This window comes from Kluyvera georgiana ATCC 51603, from assembly GCF_001654985.1.
Lineage (GTDB): Bacteria > Pseudomonadota > Gammaproteobacteria > Enterobacterales > Enterobacteriaceae > Kluyvera > Kluyvera georgiana.
Genome location: NZ_LXEU01000005.1, coordinates 22,567 through 40,337, shown reverse-complemented (window position 1 = coordinate 40,337; position 17,771 = coordinate 22,567). Strand labels below are relative to the sequence as shown.

Genomic DNA, 17,771 nt, shown 5'->3' with positions numbered 1-17,771 from the left:
ACCATTTTACTTCCCTGGACGAGTTTGTAATGAGACGAGAACTGGCAATCGAATTTTCGCGCGTCACCGAAGCGGCGGCGCTGGCAGGCTACAAATGGCTGGGCCGTGGCGACAAGAACACCGCCGACGGCGCAGCGGTCAATGCCATGCGTATTATGCTCAACAAGGTCAACATTGACGGCACCATCGTCATTGGCGAAGGCGAAATCGATGAAGCGCCAATGCTCTACATCGGTGAGTCCGTCGGCACCGGTAACGGCGACGCGGTGGATATCGCCGTCGACCCGATTGAAGGCACCCGCATGACGGCGATGGGCCAGGCAAACGCCCTGGCAGTGCTGGCCGTTGGCGACAAAGGCTGCTTCCTCAACGCTCCTGATATGTATATGGAAAAACTGATTGTCGGCCCAGGCGCCAAAGGTTCCATCGACCTCAACAAACCGCTGGAAGAAAACCTGCGCAACATTGCCCGCGCGCTGGACAAGCCGCTTTCCGAATTAACCGTCACCATTCTTGCCAAGCCGCGTCACGACCAGGTGATTGTCGAGCTGCAAAAGCTGGGCGTGCGCGTATTTGCGATTCCCGACGGCGACGTTGCCGCCTCTATCCTGACCTGCATGCCGGATAGCGAAGTCGACGTGATGTACGGCATCGGCGGCGCGCCGGAAGGGGTGGTCTCTGCGGCGGTGATTCGCGCGCTGGATGGCGATATGCATGGCCGTCTGTTGGCCCGTCATCACGTGAAGGGCGATAGCGAAGAGAACCGTCGTATCGGTGAAAGCGAGCTGGAACGCTGCAAGGCGATGGGCATTGAGGCGGGTATCGTACTGACGCTGGACGACATGGCGCGTAGCGATAACGTTATCTTCTCCGCCACCGGCATCACCAAGGGCGATCTGCTCGACGGTATTACCCGCAAGGGAAATATCGCCACCACCGAGACGCTGCTGATCCGCGGTAAATCGCGCACCATTCGCCGCATTCAGTCTATTCACTACCTCGATCGCAAAGACGCTGAAATCCAGCGCCACATTCTTTAAATCATTTGATCAATCGAGCTTTCCAGCCCTTTCGGGCTGGAAATCTTTTCTCGTCGCGGTGAAGATAAGATAACGCGAATGAGAGGAGACACGCCATGGCAGACTGGGTTACAGGCAAAGTAGTCAAAGTGCAGAACTGGACCGATGCACTGTTTAGCCTTACCGTCCACGCGCCGGTTCATCCGTTTACCGCCGGGCAGTTCGCCAAGCTGGGGCTGGATATCGACGGTGAGCGAGTACAGCGCGCCTACTCTTACGTTAACGCCCCCAGCAATCCCGACCTCGAGTTCTATCTGGTGACCGTTCCGGAGGGCAAGCTCAGCCCACGGCTCGCGGCGCTAAAACCGGGTGATGATGTCCAAATCGTCAGCGAGGCAGCCGGCTTCTTTGTGTTGGATGAAATCCCTGACTGCGAGACGTTGTGGATGGTGGCAACCGGCACGGCAATTGGCCCGTACCTGTCGATTCTGGAAGAAGGCAAAGATCTCGATCGCTTTAAAAATCTGGTGCTGGTACATGCCGCGCGTTACGCCGCCGATTTAAGCTATCTGCCGCAAATGCAGTCATTAGCCGCGCGTTATAACGGCAAACTGCGTATTCAGACCGTTGTCAGCCGGGAAAACGTACCGGGGATGCTGAATGGGCGCATTCCGCCACTGATTGAAGGCGGCGCGCTGGAAGCCTCGGTAGGGTTACCGCTCAACGCGGAAACCAGCCATATCATGCTGTGCGGCAACCCGCAGATGGTGCGCGACACCCAGCAGTTGTTGAAAGAGACCCGGCAGATGACCAAACACCTGCGCCGTCGTCCGGGCCACATGACCGCCGAACACTACTGGTGATCGGCGCGATACTTCACGGCCTGGGTGTCTTTACCGTATTTGTTTTCGCCCTGGGTGCCGACAAACGCGCCCAGGTCGATCAGCATCATGACGATAATCAGCGTCGGAACAAAACGCCCCACGCCCCACTGCCATACGCCGGGCAGCATGGACCAGTTGCCCGCCAGCAGCATCCACGCCAGCACCATCAGCAGCGCCCAGAGGCCAGATTTACCCCGGTCATGCAGACGCTTAATGGTCACTGCTGCCGTTGGCCATAGCAGACACACCAACATAAATGCCGCCGTTTGTAAGTCGACGAGCCCGCCGCCCGCAAGGCTGAACAGTGCGACCATCGTCACGGCCCAGATGGCAATCCAGATCCAGAAGTCACGGCGTCCAATGCGCCCTTTAATGGAAAATAACCATTGCTGTAGAGTCATGTACCCTTTCCTTTGTCGTTGTGCCGCGTAGTTTACCCTGAAGTGGGCACATTTTGACAAGCGAGGCGGTTCCCGTTTTAATCGTCATCTGAAAAGAGGAGGACGATTGGCATGAAACAATGGATAATGCTCTGTCTGGCAGGACTCATCTCGCTGAGTTTTAGTCAGACCGTACTGTCAGCGGAAACGCCTGCAGCCGTTGCCCCATACCTGCTCACGGGCGCCCCGGCGTTCGATCTCTCCATCAGCCAGTTCCGGGAAAAGTTTAATACCGAAAACCCCAGCCTGCCGCTCGGCGAGTTCCGCTCGATTACCTCCAGCCGCGATCAGCTCACCATTACCCGTGCCGCCAGCAAGATAAATGAAAACCTCTACGCCTCGACGGCGCTGGAGCGCGGCACGCTGAAGATTAAGTCGATTCAGATTACCTGGCTGCCGATTCAGGGGCCGGAGCAGAAGGCGGCAAAAGCCAAAGCGCAGGAGTACATGAGCGCCCTGATGCGTGCGGTCATTCCCACGCTAACCAAACAGCAAAGCCAGCAGAAATTACAGAAGCTGCTGACACAAGGGAAAGGCAAACATTACTTTGCCAGTACCGAAGGCGCAGTGCGCTATGTTGTCGCAGATAACGGCGAAAAAGGGCTGACCTTCGCCGTTGAACCGATTAAGCTGGCGCTATCTGAAAATCTTGAAGGGGAGAATAAATGATAAAAAGCAAAGCCTTCATGCCTTTCAATCTCTATACTGTTTCACAGACCATGCTGCCCTGACGGGCGGCCATATTCCTTAATTCGCTGACAAGCGTGGAGAATCGAAATGCGACATCCTTTAGTGATGGGTAACTGGAAACTGAACGGCAGCCGCCACATGGTAAACGAGCTGATTGCTAACCTGCGTAAAGAGCTGGCTGGCGTGGCTGGCTGCGGCGTGGCTATCGCTCCGCCGGAAATGTATATCGATATGGCTAAACACGCCGCGGCGGGCAGCCACATCCACCTGGGCGCGCAGAACGTTGACCTGAACCTGTCTGGCGCCTTCACCGGTGAAACCTCCGCTGAAATGCTGAAAGATGTTGGCGCAACCTACATCATCATCGGCCACTCCGAGCGTCGTACCTACCACAAAGAATCTGACGAGCTGATCGCCAAGAAATTCGCCGTGCTGAAAGAACAGGGTCTGATTCCGGTTCTGTGCATCGGTGAAACCGAAGCAGAAAACGAAGCGGGCAAAACTGAAGAAGTCTGTGCACGCCAGATCGACGCCGTTCTGAAAACTCAGGGCGCGGCGGCCTTCGAAGGCGCGGTTATCGCTTACGAACCAGTATGGGCGATCGGTACCGGTAAATCTGCAACTCCTGCGCAGGCTCAGGCGGTGCACAAATTCATCCGTGACCACATTGCTAAAGCTGACGCGAAAATCGCTGAACAGGTTATCATCCAGTACGGCGGTTCCGTAAACGCAGGCAACGCGGCAGAGCTGTTCACCCAGCCGGACATCGACGGCGCGCTGGTTGGCGGCGCATCCCTGAAAGCTGACGCTTTCGCGGTGATCGTTAAAGCAGCGGAAGCCGCTAAAAACGCGTAAGACATTGACGCGGCATTCGTGCCGGATGGCGGCATAAACGCCTTATCCGGCCTACGAGTTACGCACACGATGCCTGGTTAAACCGGCCCTACGGCCGGTTTTATTATTTTGTAGGCCGGATAAGCGCAGCGCCATCCGCGCAAGTTATTATAATTTCCCCAGCACCTGGTACCACGCATAGTCCAACGGCAACAGCAGCAGATAACTCACCGCCGCCAGCGCCAGGCACAGCAGCATGCCCGCGCGCGCAGGCACCTTCCCTAACGCCATCGCCACCACGATCGGCGAGGCCTGATAGGGCAGCAGCGGCGTGGAATAGCCCAGCACCTGAATCATAATCACGCTCAGCAGCGGGAAGCCGGTCGCATCGGAGAAGCTCTGGGCAAAAGTGGTGTACAGCGCCGGAACGCCGTTGGCGGTCATAATGAAGTTCAACGCGCTGGTAATGCCGGTCAAAGCGAGGAAACTGGTAAACGGCGCATCTTCATTCAGCGGCATGATGTGCAATAGCGCGTTGCCCACCACCGCACCGATGCCCGTCTGGGTAACGGTAATCGCCAGCCCGAGGATCCCGGCAACATAGATGCAGGTGCGAATATTCACCCCGCTGGCAAACTCCTCACCGGTAATAAACCCAACGCGCGGCAGCAGCGTGACGACCGCGGCGACCAGCCCCGTCCAGGCAGGCCCGATGCCGTGCCAGCTCTCGGTCACCCACAGCGTGAGCACTACCGCCAGCAGCCACGCCAGGCGCTTCTCATCACGACTCATCGGCGGCAGTGGCTCAAGTTCGCGCGGCGGATGCGGTTTGCCCGGGAACAGCCAGCAGATAAGAACAATCAGCGCGGCGCCTTTTAGCCAACCCAGCACTGGCGTATGCAGCAGCAGATACGGGACATAGTTCAGATGAATGCCGTAAGCCCCTTCCGCTGCCCCGCTCATGACCAGATTGGGGACGTTGGCGGGCAAAATGGTGGCGGAAAGCTGGAAAGTGCCGAACCCCACCGCCAGTGCCAGTCCATACCAGCCACGGCTACCGTCCTCGATGCCCGCGCGTTTCGCCATCGCCGCCACAATCGGCATCAGCAGCGCAATACGCCCCATGTTGGAGGGCATCACGAACGCCAGTGCATAGCTCAGTAGCACCACGCTGGCGACCATCAACGGCCAGGAATCCGTTAGCCTTGCCGACAGCGCTCGCGCGGCCCGGTCGGCTAATCCCGTCTTGCGAATCGCCACCCCAAGCACAAAACCGCTGAATACCAGCCAGAACGCCGACGAGGCAAAACCGCCGAAAATAACGTCCGGCGGCGCGATTTTCGCCGTCATGGCCGCCGCAAAGAACAGCAGCGCGGTAATAAACTCCGGCAGTAGAGAGGTGGCCCATAGCAGGATGGTGACGCCAACAATGAGTGAGGGAAGGAACAGAGGATGAGAAAACCAGAGCGACATACCTGTCTCCTGTCGTTTTTTTCAGCAAGAATACGACGACAGGCCAGACAGGTAAACGCCAGATTAGGTAGGGTTATTGCAGAATCTCGCAGCGATGATCCTGAATTTCCTCGGCAGAAGCTCGGTTCAGCGTCAGCAGATTACGCTCGGTCGCCAGCAGCAGAAGCGAGTCATCGCTTTGCTTCACCAGCGCCAGCGCAAAGCGCCCCATATGGTCGCGTGCTTCCGGTACTTCTTCCGCCAGCATCAGGAACGGGCTGCGCTGCGCCAGCTCATTTTCAGTGACGCGACGGGCCAGATATTGATGCCCCATCAGCCCGCCCGGCAAAGGTAGCCAGCGGCTGCTAATGGCGGCGATATCGCCGTCCAACTGCTCGCGAACGTCTTTGCGCAGGCAGGAAATATGGATGTGGAAATGGTTCTGCGTCCGCCCGGTACGGGAGTTGATGGTCAGGGAGATGGCGCTATCCGGCACCTCTGAACCCCGTTTGTCGCTCATGATCATGCGACGCTGCCACGCCTGCCAGAAAAAGTTTGGCGTCAGTGGGTCCAGCAGCAGTGGGCTTTCAGTCCCATTGATACGGTAGGTTGGCATCAGCAAGTATTGCAGCGGGCCGTTGCGGTCCTTAAACAGCACGTAGCCGCCTGTCGGGTTCACGTCAGCGCACGGCGCAGGGGTCCGATGCTGCAATTGGTTCGGCACGCACTGCTGTAGCACAATCTGACGCAGGGCATCCGGGTTACCGGAATGCAGCCAGTACCAGCCGCCAGCACTCGCCGCTATCACCATCACCAGCAGCGCGACCAGCAGGTATTTTAACCTTGTCATGTTGTCTCCCCAGAAAAAACCAGGGGGAAGAGTAGCGTACTTTGATGACTAAAAGAAAACGCCCGACAAATTTGCCGGGCGTCAGAGGGAGATTAACGCTTACTAATCTGATCGAAGGTGCCGCCGTTGGAGAAGTGTTCTTTCTGGGCTTTTGTCCAGCCGCCGAACTCATCATCAATGGTGAACAGCTTCAGTTTCGGGAACGCATTTTCATACTTCTTCGCTACATCCGGGTCACGCGGACGATAGAAATTCTTCGCCGCGATTTCCTGGCCTTCCGGCGAGTAGAGGTACTTCAGGTAGGCTTCCGCCACCGCGGTGGTGCCTTTTTTCTCAGCCACTTTGTCAACCACGGAGACGGTCGGCTCGGCGAGAATAGATTCGCTCGGGGTGACGATTTCAAACTTGTCTTTCCCCAGTTCGTTCGCCGCCAGCAGCGCTTCGTTTTCCCACGCAATCAGCACATCGCCAATGCCGCGTTCTACGAAGGTGTTAGTGGATCCGCGGGCGCCGGAGTCCAGAACTTCGACGTTTTTATACAGCGCTTTCACGAAATCTTGTGCTTTGGCCTGATCGTTGTTGTTGTGATGCAGCGCGTAGCCCCAGGCAGCCAGGTAGTTCCAGCGTGCGCCGCCGGAGCTTTTCGGGTTCGGAGTAATGACGGAAACGCCCGGTTTCACCAGATCGTTCCAGTCTTTAATTTGTTTCGGGTTGCCTTTGCGGACCAGGAACACGATGGTAGAAGTGTACGGCGCGGAGTTATCCGGCAGGCGTTTGATCCAGTTTTTGTCGATACGGCCACGCTCGGCAATCGCATCAACATCGTAGGCCAGCGCCAGCGTCACGACGTCAGCTTCAATACCGTTGATCACGGAAGTGGCCTGCTTGCCAGAGCCGCCGTGTGACTGACGAATCACCACGTTATCACCGGTCTCTTTTTTCCAGTGCGCGCTGAACGCCTTGTTGTATTGTTCGTACAGTTCACGCGTCGGATCGTAAGACACGTTCAGTAATTGGATATCCTTAGCCAGTACGCTGGTGGAAGCCAGCAAAAGAGTTAACCCTACGCCCCACTTGTTCATCGCCCGCTCTCTTATCTGTTGTGTTGTAATGAGGCTAGCCTGCCAGAAATCGAAATGATGATTAAAGAATAAAAAAAGATTGATTATGCCGTTTTGAAATATACGGAAACGAGCAATGCGCGGATGCGCGAATTCACTCAACAGGGAAAATCAGCGAGGAGGGGAAAACTTCCCCAGGCGATAATGACTGCCCGGGGAGAGGTGGAATCAGACTTCTTCCATGCGGCCCAGCAGCGCCTGCAGACGATCCTGCCAGCCGCTCTGCTGTTCTTTCAGCTGGTTGTTTTCACGCTCCAGCTCTTCGCGGCTCTGCTGTGCAGACTGTACATCCTGCGCCAGCGTGTTGTTCTTTTCTTTCAGCTCTTCGATTTCCATCTGCAACAGCGTGATGGTATCAATCGCCTGCTGAACTTTCGCTTCCAGTTTCTCAAACACTTCTAATGACATCGTCATACCTCTCCTGATCTTGCAAGGCGTTGATATCGTCCCGGAACCCCGGTGACGCCTTAACGTAAATAAGCGCACGGCTTGTGGTCGATTGTATGAAGCCCCGCCGCCCCTGTCCAGCGCCAGAGCCTGTAGATTGCGGTTCTCCGCAATTTTCGGCATAGACCTGGAGCGTTAGCGTCAATATGCAATAAATTGTTAACGCTTTAGCGTGCGGAATGTTTCTCTCCTCACATTTTTTGCGGCGAAATCGTTCGCTTTTTGGCGCGAAAACGCTCATTTCTTGACGAACAACACACATTTTTATTTCGATATTTCTCGTTTACGCTCGTTAACGATAAATTAACACTATACCTACAAGGTAACATGAGCGTCATGAATGCTCATGAACACAATAATCATCAATTAGTCTTCAGGATTCCGATTATGAGCCAGTCATCAACGTTAAAAGGCCAGTGCATCGCAGAGTTTCTTGGTACCGGGTTGTTGATATTTTTCGGCGTGGGGTGTGTTGCGGCGCTGAAAGTCGCGGGTGCGAGCTTCGGCCAGTGGGAAATCAGCATCATCTGGGGTCTGGGGGTGGCGATGGCCATCTATCTGACCGCCGGGGTTTCCGGCGCACATCTTAACCCGGCAGTCACCATCGCGCTGTGGCTGTTTGCCTGCTTTGATGGCCGCAAGGTCATCCCGTTCATCGTTGCGCAGTTTGCCGGGGCGTTCTGCGCCGCCGCGCTGGTCTACGGGCTTTACTACAATCTTTTCATCGACTTCGAACACACGCACAATATGGTGCGCGGCAGCGTCGAAAGTCTTGAGCTGGCGGGTATTTTCTCTACTTATCCAAACCCGCATATCAATTTTGTGCAGGCATTCGCGGTAGAAATGGTGATTACCGCTATCCTGATGGGCGTGATTCTGGCGCTGACCGACGATGGTAACGGCATTCCGCGCGGGCCGCTGGCGCCGCTGCTGATTGGCCTGCTGATCGCCGTTATTGGGGCCTCAATGGGCCCGCTGACCGGGTTTGCGATGAACCCGGCGCGTGATATCGGGCCGAAAGCGTTCGCCTGGCTGGCAGGCTGGGGAGACGTAGCCTTCACCGGCGGCAAAGATATCCCGTATTTCCTGGTGCCGCTGTGCGCGCCTATCGTCGGTGCAGCACTGGGTGCGTTCAGCTATCGCAAGCTGATCGGTCGCCACCTGCCCTGCGACACCTGCGAGGTTGAAGAGCCGAAAGCGGTCTCCAGCCAAAATCAACACAATGCTTCGCTGTAATCTGACTACGGAACGTTCATTATGACTGACAAAAAATACATCGTTGCGCTCGACCAGGGCACGACCAGCTCCCGCGCCGTCGTTATGGATCATGACGCCAACATCATCAGCGTGTCGCAGCGTGAGTTTGAACAAATTTATCCGAAGCCAGGCTGGGTAGAACACGACCCAATGGAAATTTGGGCGACCCAAAGCTCCACGCTGGTTGAAGTGCTGGCAAAAGCCGACATTAACTCCGATCAGATTGCCGCAATCGGTATTACCAACCAGCGTGAAACCACCGTGGTGTGGGAGCGTGAAACCGGGAAACCGATTTACAACGCCATCGTCTGGCAGTGCCGTCGTACGGCGGATATCTGCGAGCAGCTCAAGCGTGACGGGATGGAAGAGTACGTGCGTAAAGCGACCGGCCTGGTGGTGGACCCGTACTTCTCCGGCACCAAGGTGAAGTGGATCCTCGACCACGTGGAAGGTTCCCGTGAGCGTGCGAAGCGCGGCGAACTGCTGTTCGGCACCGTCGACACCTGGCTTATCTGGAAAATGACCCAGGGCCGCGTGCACGTTACCGACTACACCAACGCCTCGCGCACCATGCTGTTCAACATCAACACCCTGGAATGGGATGACAAGATGCTGGACGCGCTGGACATCCCGCGCGCCATGCTGCCGGAAGTGCGCAAGTCTTCCGAAGTGTACGGCCAGACCAACATTGGCGGTAAAGGCGGTACGCGTATTCCTATCGCCGGTATCGCCGGTGACCAGCAGGCGGCACTGTTCGGCCAGCTGTGCGTGAAAGAAGGGATGGCAAAAAACACCTACGGTACCGGCTGCTTTATGCTGATGAACACCGGGGAGAAAGCGGTGGCCTCCAGCCACGGGTTGCTGACCACCATCGCCTGCGGCCCGCGCGGCGAGGTGAACTACGCGCTGGAAGGCGCGGTGTTTATGGCAGGCGCGTCCATTCAGTGGCTGCGTGACGAAATGAAGCTGATTAGCGACGCATTCGACTCTGAATACTTCGCCACCAAAGTGAAAGACACCAACGGCGTGTACGTGGTGCCTGCCTTTACCGGCCTGGGCGCGCCGTACTGGGATCCGTATGCGCGCGGCGCGATTTTCGGCCTGACGCGCGGCGTGAATTCAAACCACATTATTCGCGCCACCCTGGAATCCATCGCCTACCAGACCCGTGACGTGCTGGAAGCGATGCAGGCCGACTCCGGCATTCGTCTACACGCCCTGCGCGTAGACGGCGGCGCGGTGGCCAACAACTTCCTGATGCAGTTCCAGTCCGACATTCTGGGTACTCGAGTTGAGCGTCCGGAAGTGCGCGAAGTGACGGCGCTCGGCGCGGCCTACCTGGCCGGTCTGGCGGTGGGCTTCTGGCAGAATCTGGATGAGCTGCAGGAGAAAGCGGTGATTGAGCGCGAGTTCCGTCCGGGGATTGAGACCACCGAGCGTAACTTCCGCTATAGCGGCTGGAAGAAAGCGGTGAAACGCGCGTTAGCGTGGGAAGAACACGACGAGTAAGCACCGAGCGGGGATACCGGATGGCGGCGCGAACACGCCTTATCCGGTCTACGGTGAGATACCGCCTGTAGGCCTGATAAGCGTAGCGCCATCAGGCAAAAAAATGCCGGAGATAAGCTCCGGCATTTTTATTTCAACCAAACATCGGTAGCAGCAGGAACAGCTTAATCACCAGCGCGTTGACGATATCAATAAAGAACGCCCCCACCATCGGCACCACCAGGAACGCCATATGAGATGGCCCAAAACGCTCGGTAATCGCCTGCATGTTGGCAATCGCCGTCGGCGTCGCGCCAAGACCAAAACCGCAGTGGCCCGCCGCCAGCACCGCCGCGTCATAGTTTTTGCCCATCAGGCGGTAGGTGACGAAAATCGCATACAGCCCCATCGCCAGCGCCTGCACCGACAGAATAATCAGCATCGGCAGCGCCAACGACGCCAGTTCCCACAGCTTGAGACTCATCAGCGCCATGGCTAAAAACAGCGACAGGCTGACGTTGCCCAATACGGAAACCGCTCGCTCGAAAACACGGTAAAAACCCAATAATGCCAGGCCGTTGCTGACAATGACACCAACAAACAGCACGCAGACAAACGTTGGCAGCTCCAGTACGGTTCCCACTAGCAGTTGCGCAATAATTTTGCCGATGGTCAGGCAAATGGCGATCAACGCAATGGTCTCAATCAGCACCAGCGAGGTAATCATGCGGCCAACGTCCGGCTTTTCGAACGCGGTCGGCACCGCCTGGTCATCCGGCGTGCCTTCCGGCGACGAGGAGTGTTTGACCAGAAAACGCGCAACCGGGCCGCCAATCAATCCACCGAGCACCAGCCCGAAGGTTGCGCAAGCCATCGCCACTTCGGTTGCGTTCTCAAAACCATAGCGCTCAATAAACAGCTTGCTCCACGCCGCGCCGGTACCGTGACCGCCCGACAGCGTAATCGAGCCCGCCAGCAGCCCCATTAAGGGATCCAGCCCCAGCAGCTTCGCCATCCCAATACCCAGCGAGTTTTGCAGCAGCAGCAGGCCGACCACCACAATCAGGAATGTGCCCACCACTTTTCCGCCCGCGCGCAGGCTGGCGATATTCGCGTTCAGACCAATGGTCGCGAAGAAAGCCAGCATCAGCGGATCTTTCAGGCTCATATCAAAGTCAATTTCCCAGCCCAGGCTTTTTTTCAGCACCAGCAGCGCAAGCGCCACCAGCAGGCCGCCCGCGACGGGCTCGGGAATGGTGTATTTCTTGAGAAGGGAAACGCTCTGGACCAGCTTTCGTCCCAGCAGCAATACGAGCGTTGCGGCAACGAGCGTCGATAAGGTATCGAGATGAAACATAATTACAGCTCCTGACTAAACGCATGATCCATTCACACGCGACAATTTTCCGATGTCGAGATCGCCTCTTCTTGAGGCATCGGCCCAAAGTGTAATCATGAAAAGCGCTAAAGTGATAGAAAAAGGTATTATTTGTCAGCATTTTCGTTAACGCACGCGGTTAAACACGCGCACCTGGCATGGTTATTTTCCGCAATAATTTACCGCGCACGAAAGCAACCGTTTGCTTTTACCAACCAGTCCGCTAAAATCGCCACTTTTCCACCACGAGATTGCCTCTGAGATGTCCTCTAACACACTCGAACAAGCCAATGCGCAACCGATTGCGCATAAGCAAGCCAGCGAATTGATTTACCGCCTGGAAGACCGTCCGCCGCTTCCGCAGACCCTCTTCGCCGCACTCCAGCACCTGCTGGCGATGTTTGTCGCGGTGATCACCCCAGCGCTGCTGATCTGTCAGGCCCTTGGCCTGCCGGCTGAAGATACTCAGCACATTATCAGCATGTCGTTATTCGCTTCCGGTGTGGCATCGATCATTCAGATTAAAGCCTGGGGCCCGGTAGGCTCTGGTCTGTTGTCGATTCAGGGCACCAGCTTTAACTTCGTGGCTCCGCTGATTATGGGCGGCACGGCGTTGAAAACCGGCGGCGCGGACGTGCCGACGATGATGGCGGCGCTGTTTGGCACCCTGATGCTGGCAAGCTGCACCGAGATGGTCTTATCTCGCGTGCTGCACCTGGCGCGCCGCGTGATTACGCCGCTGGTCTCCGGTGTGGTGGTGATGATTATCGGCCTGTCGCTGATTCAGGTCGGCCTGACCTCCATCGGCGGCGGCTATGCGGCCATGGCCGACAATACCTTCGGCGCACCGAAAAACCTGCTGCTGGCAGGCGTAGTGCTGGCCATTATTATTCTGCTTAACCGCCAGCGTAACCCGTACTTGCGCATCGCTTCGCTGGTGATCGCGATGGCAGCGGGCTATCTGATTGCCTGGTTCCTCGGCATGCTGCCGGAGAACGCGACGCCGACCAATAGCAGCCTGATTATGATCCCCACCCCGCTGTACTACGGCCTCGGCATCGACTGGAATCTGCTGCTGCCGCTGATGCTGGTGTTTATGATCACCTCGCTGGAAACCATCGGCGACATTACCGCCACTTCTGACGTTTCCGAGCAGCCGGTTTCCGGCCCGGTGTATATGAAGCGCCTGAAGGGCGGCGTGCTGGCAAACGGCCTCAACTCCTGCGTCTCCGCGGTGTTCAACACCTTCCCGAACTCCTGCTTCGGCCAGAACAACGGCGTTATTCAGCTGACCGGCGTCGCCAGCCGCTACGTTGGCTTTGTGGTAGCGCTGATGCTGATCGTGCTTGGCCTGTTCCCGGCGGTAAGCGGCTTCGTACAGCACATTCCGGAACCTGTCCTCGGCGGCGCAACGCTGGTGATGTTCGGCACCATCGCCGCCTCCGGCGTGCGCATCGTTTCCCGCGAGCCGCTGAACCGCCGCGCCATTTTGATTATCGCGCTGTCGCTGGCCGTTGGCCTGGGTGTTTCCCAGCAGCCGCAGATTCTGCAGTTTGCCCCCGATTGGCTGAAAAACCTGCTCTCTTCCGGCATCGCCGCCGGCGGCATCACCGCCATCATTCTGAACCTGGTTTTCCCGCCAGAGAAAGAGTAATTCACCTCGCGGCAGTGGCGGTTAGCCACTGCCGCTGACATTGAATAAAACGATTCCCGCCTTGAGGATTGCGCATAAATCATGCATAACAGGTTTATGTGCCATTCTCAGGACGGAAGATCATGAAATTTCTTGGAAAGCTCATTATCTGGCTGCTGATCGCCCTGCTGCTGGTGATTCTGGCCTTTTACTTTCTACTGCAAACGCGCTGGGGCGCGCGCCACATCAGCCAGTGGCTAAGCGACAACACCACCTGGCAGGTGAAGTTTGATGCGATGGATCACCGCTTCTCGTCCCCGTCGCATATCCTGCTGCAAAACGTCACTTTTGGCCGCGATGGCAAGCCCGCGACGCTGGTCGCGAAAACCGTAGATATTGGTCTAAGCTCGCGGCAAATTACCGATCCGCTGCATGTTGATACCATTCTTTTACAGGACGGTACCCTTAACCTGTCGCCATCTACCGCGCCGCTGCCGTTTGTCGCCGACCGCCTACAGCTGAGCAATATGGCGCTCAACAGCCCGGAAACCGGCTGGGAGCTGAGCGCGCAGCGTGTCTCCGGCGGCGTGATGCCGTGGGCGCCGGAAGCCGGCAACGTGCTGGGCAAAAAAGCGCGTATTCAAATGAGCGCAGGCTCGCTGGCGCTGAACGGCGTACCGGCCACCAACGTGTTGATTGAGGGCGATATCAATAACGATGAAGTTACCCTGACCACCGTCGGCGCGGATATGGCGCGTGGCTCGCTGACGGGCAATGCCCGCCGCAACGCGGACGGCAGCTGGGTGGTTGATAATCTGCGCCTCAACGATATCCGCATGCAAAGCGATAAATCGCTGCTCGACTTCCTTGCCCCGCTGACCACCGTACCGTCATTACAGATTGGCCGGCTCGACGTGACCGATGCGCGCTTGCAGGGGCCAGACTGGGCGGTCACCGATCTGGACCTGAACTTGCGCAACCTGACGCTCAGCCAGGGCGGCTGGCAGAGCAGCGACGGGAAATTGTCGCTCAACGCCAGCGAATTTATCTACGGTTCTCTGCACCTGCTCGACCCGATTCTCAACGCGGAATTCTCGCCGCAGGGCATCGCGCTGCGGCAGTTCACCTCACGTTGGGAAGGGGGGATGGTGCGCAGCTCCGGCAACTGGTTGCGCGACGCTAACGCCCTGGTGCTGGACGACGCGGTCTTCGCCGGGCTGGAGTATACGCTGCCGGAGAACTGGAAAACGCTGTGGATGGAGCAACTGCCGCCGTGGCTACAAAGCGTAACGCTGAAGAAATTCGGCGCCAGCCGTAACCTGATTATCGATATCGACCCGGCCTTCCCGTGGCAGATCACCGCGCTGGACGGCTACGGCGCCAACCTGCAACTGGTTAAAAATCGCCAGTGGGGCGTGTGGGGCGGCAGCGCGACGCTGAACGGTGCGGCGGCGACCTTTAACCGCGTTGACGTCCGCCGCCCGTCCATGACGCTGAACGCTGATGCCTCTCAGGTCAACATCAGCGAACTGAGCGCCTTTACCGAAAAAGGGATTCTGGAAGCCACCGCCACGGTCTCACAGCAGCCGCAGCGCCAGACCCGCGTCACGCTTAACGGCCGCGGCGTGCCGCTAAACGTGCTCCAGCAGTGGGGCTGGCCCGCATTGCCGATCGACGGCGATGGCAATGTTCAGCTTACGGCCAGCGGCAATGTACAAGCGGATGCACCGCTAAAACCGACGGTGAATGGACAGCTGCATGCGGTGAATATGGAGAAACAGGAAGTGACCCAGCAGATGCTGGGGGGCGAGATAAGGTAGTCGCGCGGGTTTTCCCCCTCACCCCAGCCCTCTCCCCAAAGGGGCGAGGGGGAAAACCAAACGCACAACCTGCACTATCGGTCCCCTCTCCCCCGCGGGGAGAGGGTTAGGGTGAGGGGGTATCCTCAATACTAAAGCGTAATCACCAGCTCATCACCCTGCGCCGTCACCACCACGCCGAGCTCGCTCCCCGCCTGCGCCCCGCCCTGCACGCCAGCAATCTGCTGGATATTGCGCAGGCACAGCGTCCAGCCGCTGGCTTTGCCGTTGCCCGTCACCGTAATCACGTTACCCTGACGTTTCGCGGTCAGCGTATAGATAACGGAGCCGTCCTGCGCCGGCACTTCGCAGACTGCCTGACGGCCCTCTTCCAGATGGAACAGCTGGAACGCGGTGCCTTCATGCCAGGCGTAGTTCGGCACCTGGTTGTTGTTGCCCAGCGCCAGAAGGGTGTTGTCGCGCACATACACCGGCAGGCTCATAAAGTCGTGCTGCTGTTTATGCCAGCGGCTGCCCTGCACCTCGTCGTTGTGCCAGAGATGCGTCCAGCGACCTTCCGGCAGGTAGAACTGCACATCGCCCGCTTCGGTGAACACCGGCGCCACCGCCAGGGAATCGCCAAGCATGTACTGACGGTCGAGGTAGTCGCACGCCGGGTCGTCCGGGAACTCCAGCATCATGGCGCGCAGCATCGGCGTGCCCTGCTCGTTCGCCAGCGCCGCCTGACGATACAGGTACGGCATCATGCGGCACTTCATTTCGGTGAAGTAGCGCACCACGTCGCAGGACTCTTCGTCGTACGCCCATGGCACACGATAAGATTTACTGCCGTGCAGGCGGCTGTGGCTGGAGAACAGGCCAAAGGCGCACCAGCGCTTGTAGACATCCGCCGGCGCGGTGTTTTCGAAGCCGCCGATATCGTGGCTCCAGAAACCGAAGCCGGACAGGCCGATAGACAAGCCGCCGCGCAGGCTTTCCGCCATCGATTCATAGTTGGCGTAGCAGTCGCCGCCCCAGTGCACCGGGAACTGTTGCGCACCCACGGAGGCGGAACGGGCAAACAGCACCGCTTCTTCAACGCCGACGGTCTCTTTCAGCACGTTCCACACCAGCTCGTTATAGATATAGGCGTAGTGGTTGTGCATTTTCTGCGGGTCGGCATCGTCGAACCAGCGCACGTCGGTCGGGATACGCTCGCCAAAGTCGGTTTTGAAGCAGTCGACGCCCATCTCCACCAGGCCTTTCAGCTTGTCGGCATACCACTGGCAGGCTTCCGGGTTGGTGAAGTCGTAAATTGCCAGACCCGGCTGCCATTTATCCCACTGCCAGACAGAACCGTCCGGTCGTTTGAGCAGGTAACCTTTCTCTTTCAGCTCCTGGAAGACCGGGGATTTCTGGCCGATGTAGGGGTTGATCCATACGCAGACCTTCAGCCCTTTCTCTTTCAGGCGCTGGATCATGCCTTTCGGGTCCGGGAAGGTCACCGGATCCCACTCGAAGTCGCACCACTGGAAGGCTTTCATCCAGAAGCAGTCGAAGTGGAAGACGTGCAGCGGCAGATTGCGCTCGGCCATACCGTCGATAAAGCTGTTAACGGTCGCTTCGTCGTAGTTGGTGGTGAATGAGGTGGTCAGCCACAGGCCGAAGGACCAGGCTGGCGGCAGCGCCGGGCGACCGGTGAACTGGGTGTAACGGTTGAGGACCTCTTTCGGAGTCGGACCGTCGATAACGAAGTATTCCAGATGCTCGCCTTCAACGCTGAACTGCACCTTCGACACCTTCTCAGACCCTACCTCAAAGGAGACGTTTTCCGGATGATTCACCAGCACACCGTAGCCGCGATTGGTGAGATAGAATGGGATGTTTTTGTAAGACTGTTCGGTGCTGGTGCCGCCGTCACGGTTCCAGGTTTCAACGTTCTGGCCGTTGCGCACCAGCGCGGTAAAGCGCTCGCCCAAGCCATACACGGTTTCGCCGACGCCCAGATCCAGACGCTCGAACATGTAGTTGCGGTTGTCGTTAGTGTCCTGCACGTAGCCGTTGTTTTTCAGCTGGCTGCCGGTGATCCGCACGCCGTTGCGCAGGAAGTCCAGCGACCAGAATTCACCTTTGGTGACGCGCACGCTCAGGTTGCCACTTTTCAGCTCGGCAAATTCGGCGGTGTTCTGGATTTGCACCTTCACGTCTTTCAGCACGTTCAGCGGGTAGTGCGGGCCTTTCTCCAGCGCGCCCTGGAAGTGCTCAATACGCACGCCGACCACGCCTTCCTGAGGAGAGAAAAAGCGAATAGTGAACATCGGCGTGTCCAGCTGCCACGTACGTTCCCGTACATCGCGCGGTGCCACGTACACCACTAGCTCATTGCCATGCTGTTCAACATCAAACACCTGGACAGGATGAATTAAGTTGAGACCCGGCTGGGTCATCCAGTTTCCATCACTGATCTTCATAGCTCGTC

At 57.6% G+C, this 17,771-nt stretch carries 15 protein-coding genes; 8 read left to right on the top strand and 7 right to left on the bottom strand.

Annotated features, from left to right (window positions below; genetic code table 11):
* Positions 1 to 29: 29 nt before the first annotated feature.
* Both glpX and fpr read left to right on the top strand, forming a co-directional pair.
* Positions 30 to 1,040, top strand: a complete 1,011-nt coding sequence (glpX, locus tag M989_RS01260; protein WP_064540934.1) for a class II fructose-bisphosphatase — start codon at positions 30 to 32, stop codon at positions 1,038 to 1,040.
* Positions 1,041 to 1,135: 95 nt separating this feature from the next.
* Positions 1,136 to 1,882, top strand: coding sequence for a ferredoxin--NADP(+) reductase (gene fpr, locus M989_RS01255; protein WP_064540931.1), 747 nt, complete (start codon positions 1,136 to 1,138; stop codon positions 1,880 to 1,882).
* Here fpr and M989_RS01250 read toward each other — a convergent pair.
* Positions 1,873 to 2,304 carry a DUF805 domain-containing protein gene (locus M989_RS01250; protein WP_064540928.1) on the bottom strand — a complete coding sequence of 144 codons (432 nt, stop codon included), beginning with the start codon at positions 2,302 to 2,304 and terminating at the stop codon, positions 1,873 to 1,875. The two genes, fpr and M989_RS01250, sit on opposite strands and share 10 nt — an antisense overlap.
* 111 nt (positions 2,305 to 2,415) lie before the next feature.
* Between M989_RS01250 and M989_RS01245 the strand changes: the two genes are divergently transcribed.
* Both M989_RS01245 and tpiA read left to right on the top strand, forming a co-directional pair.
* Complete coding sequence (locus M989_RS01245) at positions 2,416 to 3,012, top strand: DUF1454 family protein (protein WP_064540926.1); 597 nt, start codon at positions 2,416 to 2,418, stop codon at positions 3,010 to 3,012.
* A gap of 108 nt (positions 3,013 to 3,120) precedes the next feature.
* Positions 3,121 to 3,888: a triose-phosphate isomerase gene (tpiA, locus tag M989_RS01240; RefSeq protein ID WP_064540923.1), complete on the top strand. Its 768-nt coding sequence runs from the start codon at positions 3,121 to 3,123 to the stop codon at positions 3,886 to 3,888.
* Positions 3,889 to 4,035: 147 nt separating this feature from the next.
* On the opposite strand, the gene M989_RS01235 is transcribed toward tpiA, so the two are convergent.
* The 4 genes from M989_RS01235 to zapB form a co-directional block, all read right to left on the bottom strand.
* Complete coding sequence (locus M989_RS01235; RefSeq protein WP_064540920.1) at positions 4,036 to 5,340, bottom strand: SLC13 family permease; 1,305 nt, start codon at positions 5,338 to 5,340, stop codon at positions 4,036 to 4,038.
* A gap of 73 nt (positions 5,341 to 5,413) precedes the next feature.
* Positions 5,414 to 6,169 (bottom strand): CDP-diacylglycerol diphosphatase, encoded by a 756-nt coding sequence (locus M989_RS01230; RefSeq protein WP_064540917.1) that lies wholly within the window; start codon positions 6,167 to 6,169, stop codon positions 5,414 to 5,416.
* 92 nt (positions 6,170 to 6,261) lie between these two features.
* Positions 6,262 to 7,251, bottom strand: a complete 990-nt coding sequence (gene sbp / locus M989_RS01225; RefSeq protein WP_064540914.1) for a sulfate/thiosulfate ABC transporter substrate-binding protein Sbp — start codon at positions 7,249 to 7,251, stop codon at positions 6,262 to 6,264.
* A 207-nt stretch (positions 7,252 to 7,458) separates the two neighbouring features.
* Positions 7,459 to 7,704, bottom strand: coding sequence for a septal ring assembly protein ZapB (gene zapB / locus M989_RS01220; protein WP_100249963.1), 246 nt, complete (start codon positions 7,702 to 7,704; stop codon positions 7,459 to 7,461).
* A gap of 420 nt (positions 7,705 to 8,124) precedes the next feature.
* On the opposite strand from zapB, the gene M989_RS01215 reads away from it, so the two are divergent.
* Positions 8,125 to 8,973, top strand: a complete 849-nt coding sequence (locus M989_RS01215; protein WP_064540911.1) for an MIP/aquaporin family protein — start codon at positions 8,125 to 8,127, stop codon at positions 8,971 to 8,973.
* Positions 8,974 to 8,994: 21 nt separating this feature from the next.
* Positions 8,995 to 10,503, top strand: a complete 1,509-nt coding sequence (glpK, locus tag M989_RS01210) for a glycerol kinase GlpK (protein WP_064540909.1) — start codon at positions 8,995 to 8,997, stop codon at positions 10,501 to 10,503.
* Between the two features lie 133 nt (positions 10,504 to 10,636).
* On the opposite strand, the gene gltS is transcribed toward glpK, so the two are convergent.
* The gene (gene gltS, locus M989_RS01205) at positions 10,637 to 11,839 is read right to left on the bottom strand and encodes a sodium/glutamate symporter (protein ID WP_064540907.1); all 1,203 of its coding nucleotides are present in this window, start codon (positions 11,837 to 11,839) and stop codon (positions 10,637 to 10,639) included.
* A 283-nt stretch (positions 11,840 to 12,122) separates the two neighbouring features.
* Here gltS and M989_RS01200 point away from each other — a divergent pair, with 283 nt between their 5' ends.
* Both M989_RS01200 and M989_RS01195 read left to right on the top strand, forming a co-directional pair.
* On the top strand, positions 12,123 to 13,514 hold the full coding sequence (locus M989_RS01200) for a nucleobase:cation symporter-2 family protein (RefSeq protein ID WP_064540905.1): 1,392 nt from the start codon (positions 12,123 to 12,125) through the stop codon (positions 13,512 to 13,514).
* 122 nt (positions 13,515 to 13,636) lie between these two features.
* Positions 13,637 to 15,313 (top strand): AsmA family protein, encoded by a 1,677-nt coding sequence (locus tag M989_RS01195; protein ID WP_064540903.1) that lies wholly within the window; start codon positions 13,637 to 13,639, stop codon positions 15,311 to 15,313.
* A 131-nt stretch (positions 15,314 to 15,444) separates the two neighbouring features.
* On the opposite strand, the gene yicI is transcribed toward M989_RS01195, so the two are convergent.
* Positions 15,445 to 17,763, bottom strand: a complete 2,319-nt coding sequence (gene yicI, locus M989_RS01190) for an alpha-xylosidase (RefSeq protein ID WP_064540900.1) — start codon at positions 17,761 to 17,763, stop codon at positions 15,445 to 15,447.
* Between the last annotated feature and the right edge of the window lie 8 nt (positions 17,764 to 17,771).

Excerpts from the sequence above, each read along its gene's own strand:
- glpX (WP_064540934.1), top strand. The coding sequence starts at position 30 with ATGAGACGAGAACTGGCAATCGAATTTTCGCGCGTCACCGAAGCGGCG.
- fpr (WP_064540931.1), top strand. The coding sequence starts at position 1,136 with ATGGCAGACTGGGTTACAGGCAAAGTAGTCAAAGTGCAGAACTGGACC.
- M989_RS01250 (WP_064540928.1), bottom strand. The coding sequence starts at position 2,304 with ATGACTCTACAGCAATGGTTATTTTCCATTAAAGGGCGCATTGGACGC.
- M989_RS01245 (WP_064540926.1), top strand. The coding sequence starts at position 2,416 with ATGAAACAATGGATAATGCTCTGTCTGGCAGGACTCATCTCGCTGAGT.
- tpiA (WP_064540923.1), top strand. The coding sequence starts at position 3,121 with ATGCGACATCCTTTAGTGATGGGTAACTGGAAACTGAACGGCAGCCGC.
- M989_RS01235 (WP_064540920.1), bottom strand. The coding sequence starts at position 5,340 with ATGTCGCTCTGGTTTTCTCATCCTCTGTTCCTTCCCTCACTCATTGTT.
- M989_RS01230 (WP_064540917.1), bottom strand. The coding sequence starts at position 6,169 with ATGACAAGGTTAAAATACCTGCTGGTCGCGCTGCTGGTGATGGTGATA.
- sbp (WP_064540914.1), bottom strand. The coding sequence starts at position 7,251 with ATGAACAAGTGGGGCGTAGGGTTAACTCTTTTGCTGGCTTCCACCAGC.
- zapB (WP_100249963.1), bottom strand. The coding sequence starts at position 7,704 with ATGACGATGTCATTAGAAGTGTTTGAGAAACTGGAAGCGAAAGTTCAG.
- M989_RS01215 (WP_064540911.1), top strand. The coding sequence starts at position 8,125 with ATGAGCCAGTCATCAACGTTAAAAGGCCAGTGCATCGCAGAGTTTCTT.
- glpK (WP_064540909.1), top strand. The coding sequence starts at position 8,995 with ATGACTGACAAAAAATACATCGTTGCGCTCGACCAGGGCACGACCAGC.
- gltS (WP_064540907.1), bottom strand. The coding sequence starts at position 11,839 with ATGTTTCATCTCGATACCTTATCGACGCTCGTTGCCGCAACGCTCGTA.
- M989_RS01200 (WP_064540905.1), top strand. The coding sequence starts at position 12,123 with ATGTCCTCTAACACACTCGAACAAGCCAATGCGCAACCGATTGCGCAT.
- M989_RS01195 (WP_064540903.1), top strand. The coding sequence starts at position 13,637 with ATGAAATTTCTTGGAAAGCTCATTATCTGGCTGCTGATCGCCCTGCTG.
- yicI (WP_064540900.1), bottom strand. The coding sequence starts at position 17,763 with ATGAAGATCAGTGATGGAAACTGGATGACCCAGCCGGGTCTCAACTTA.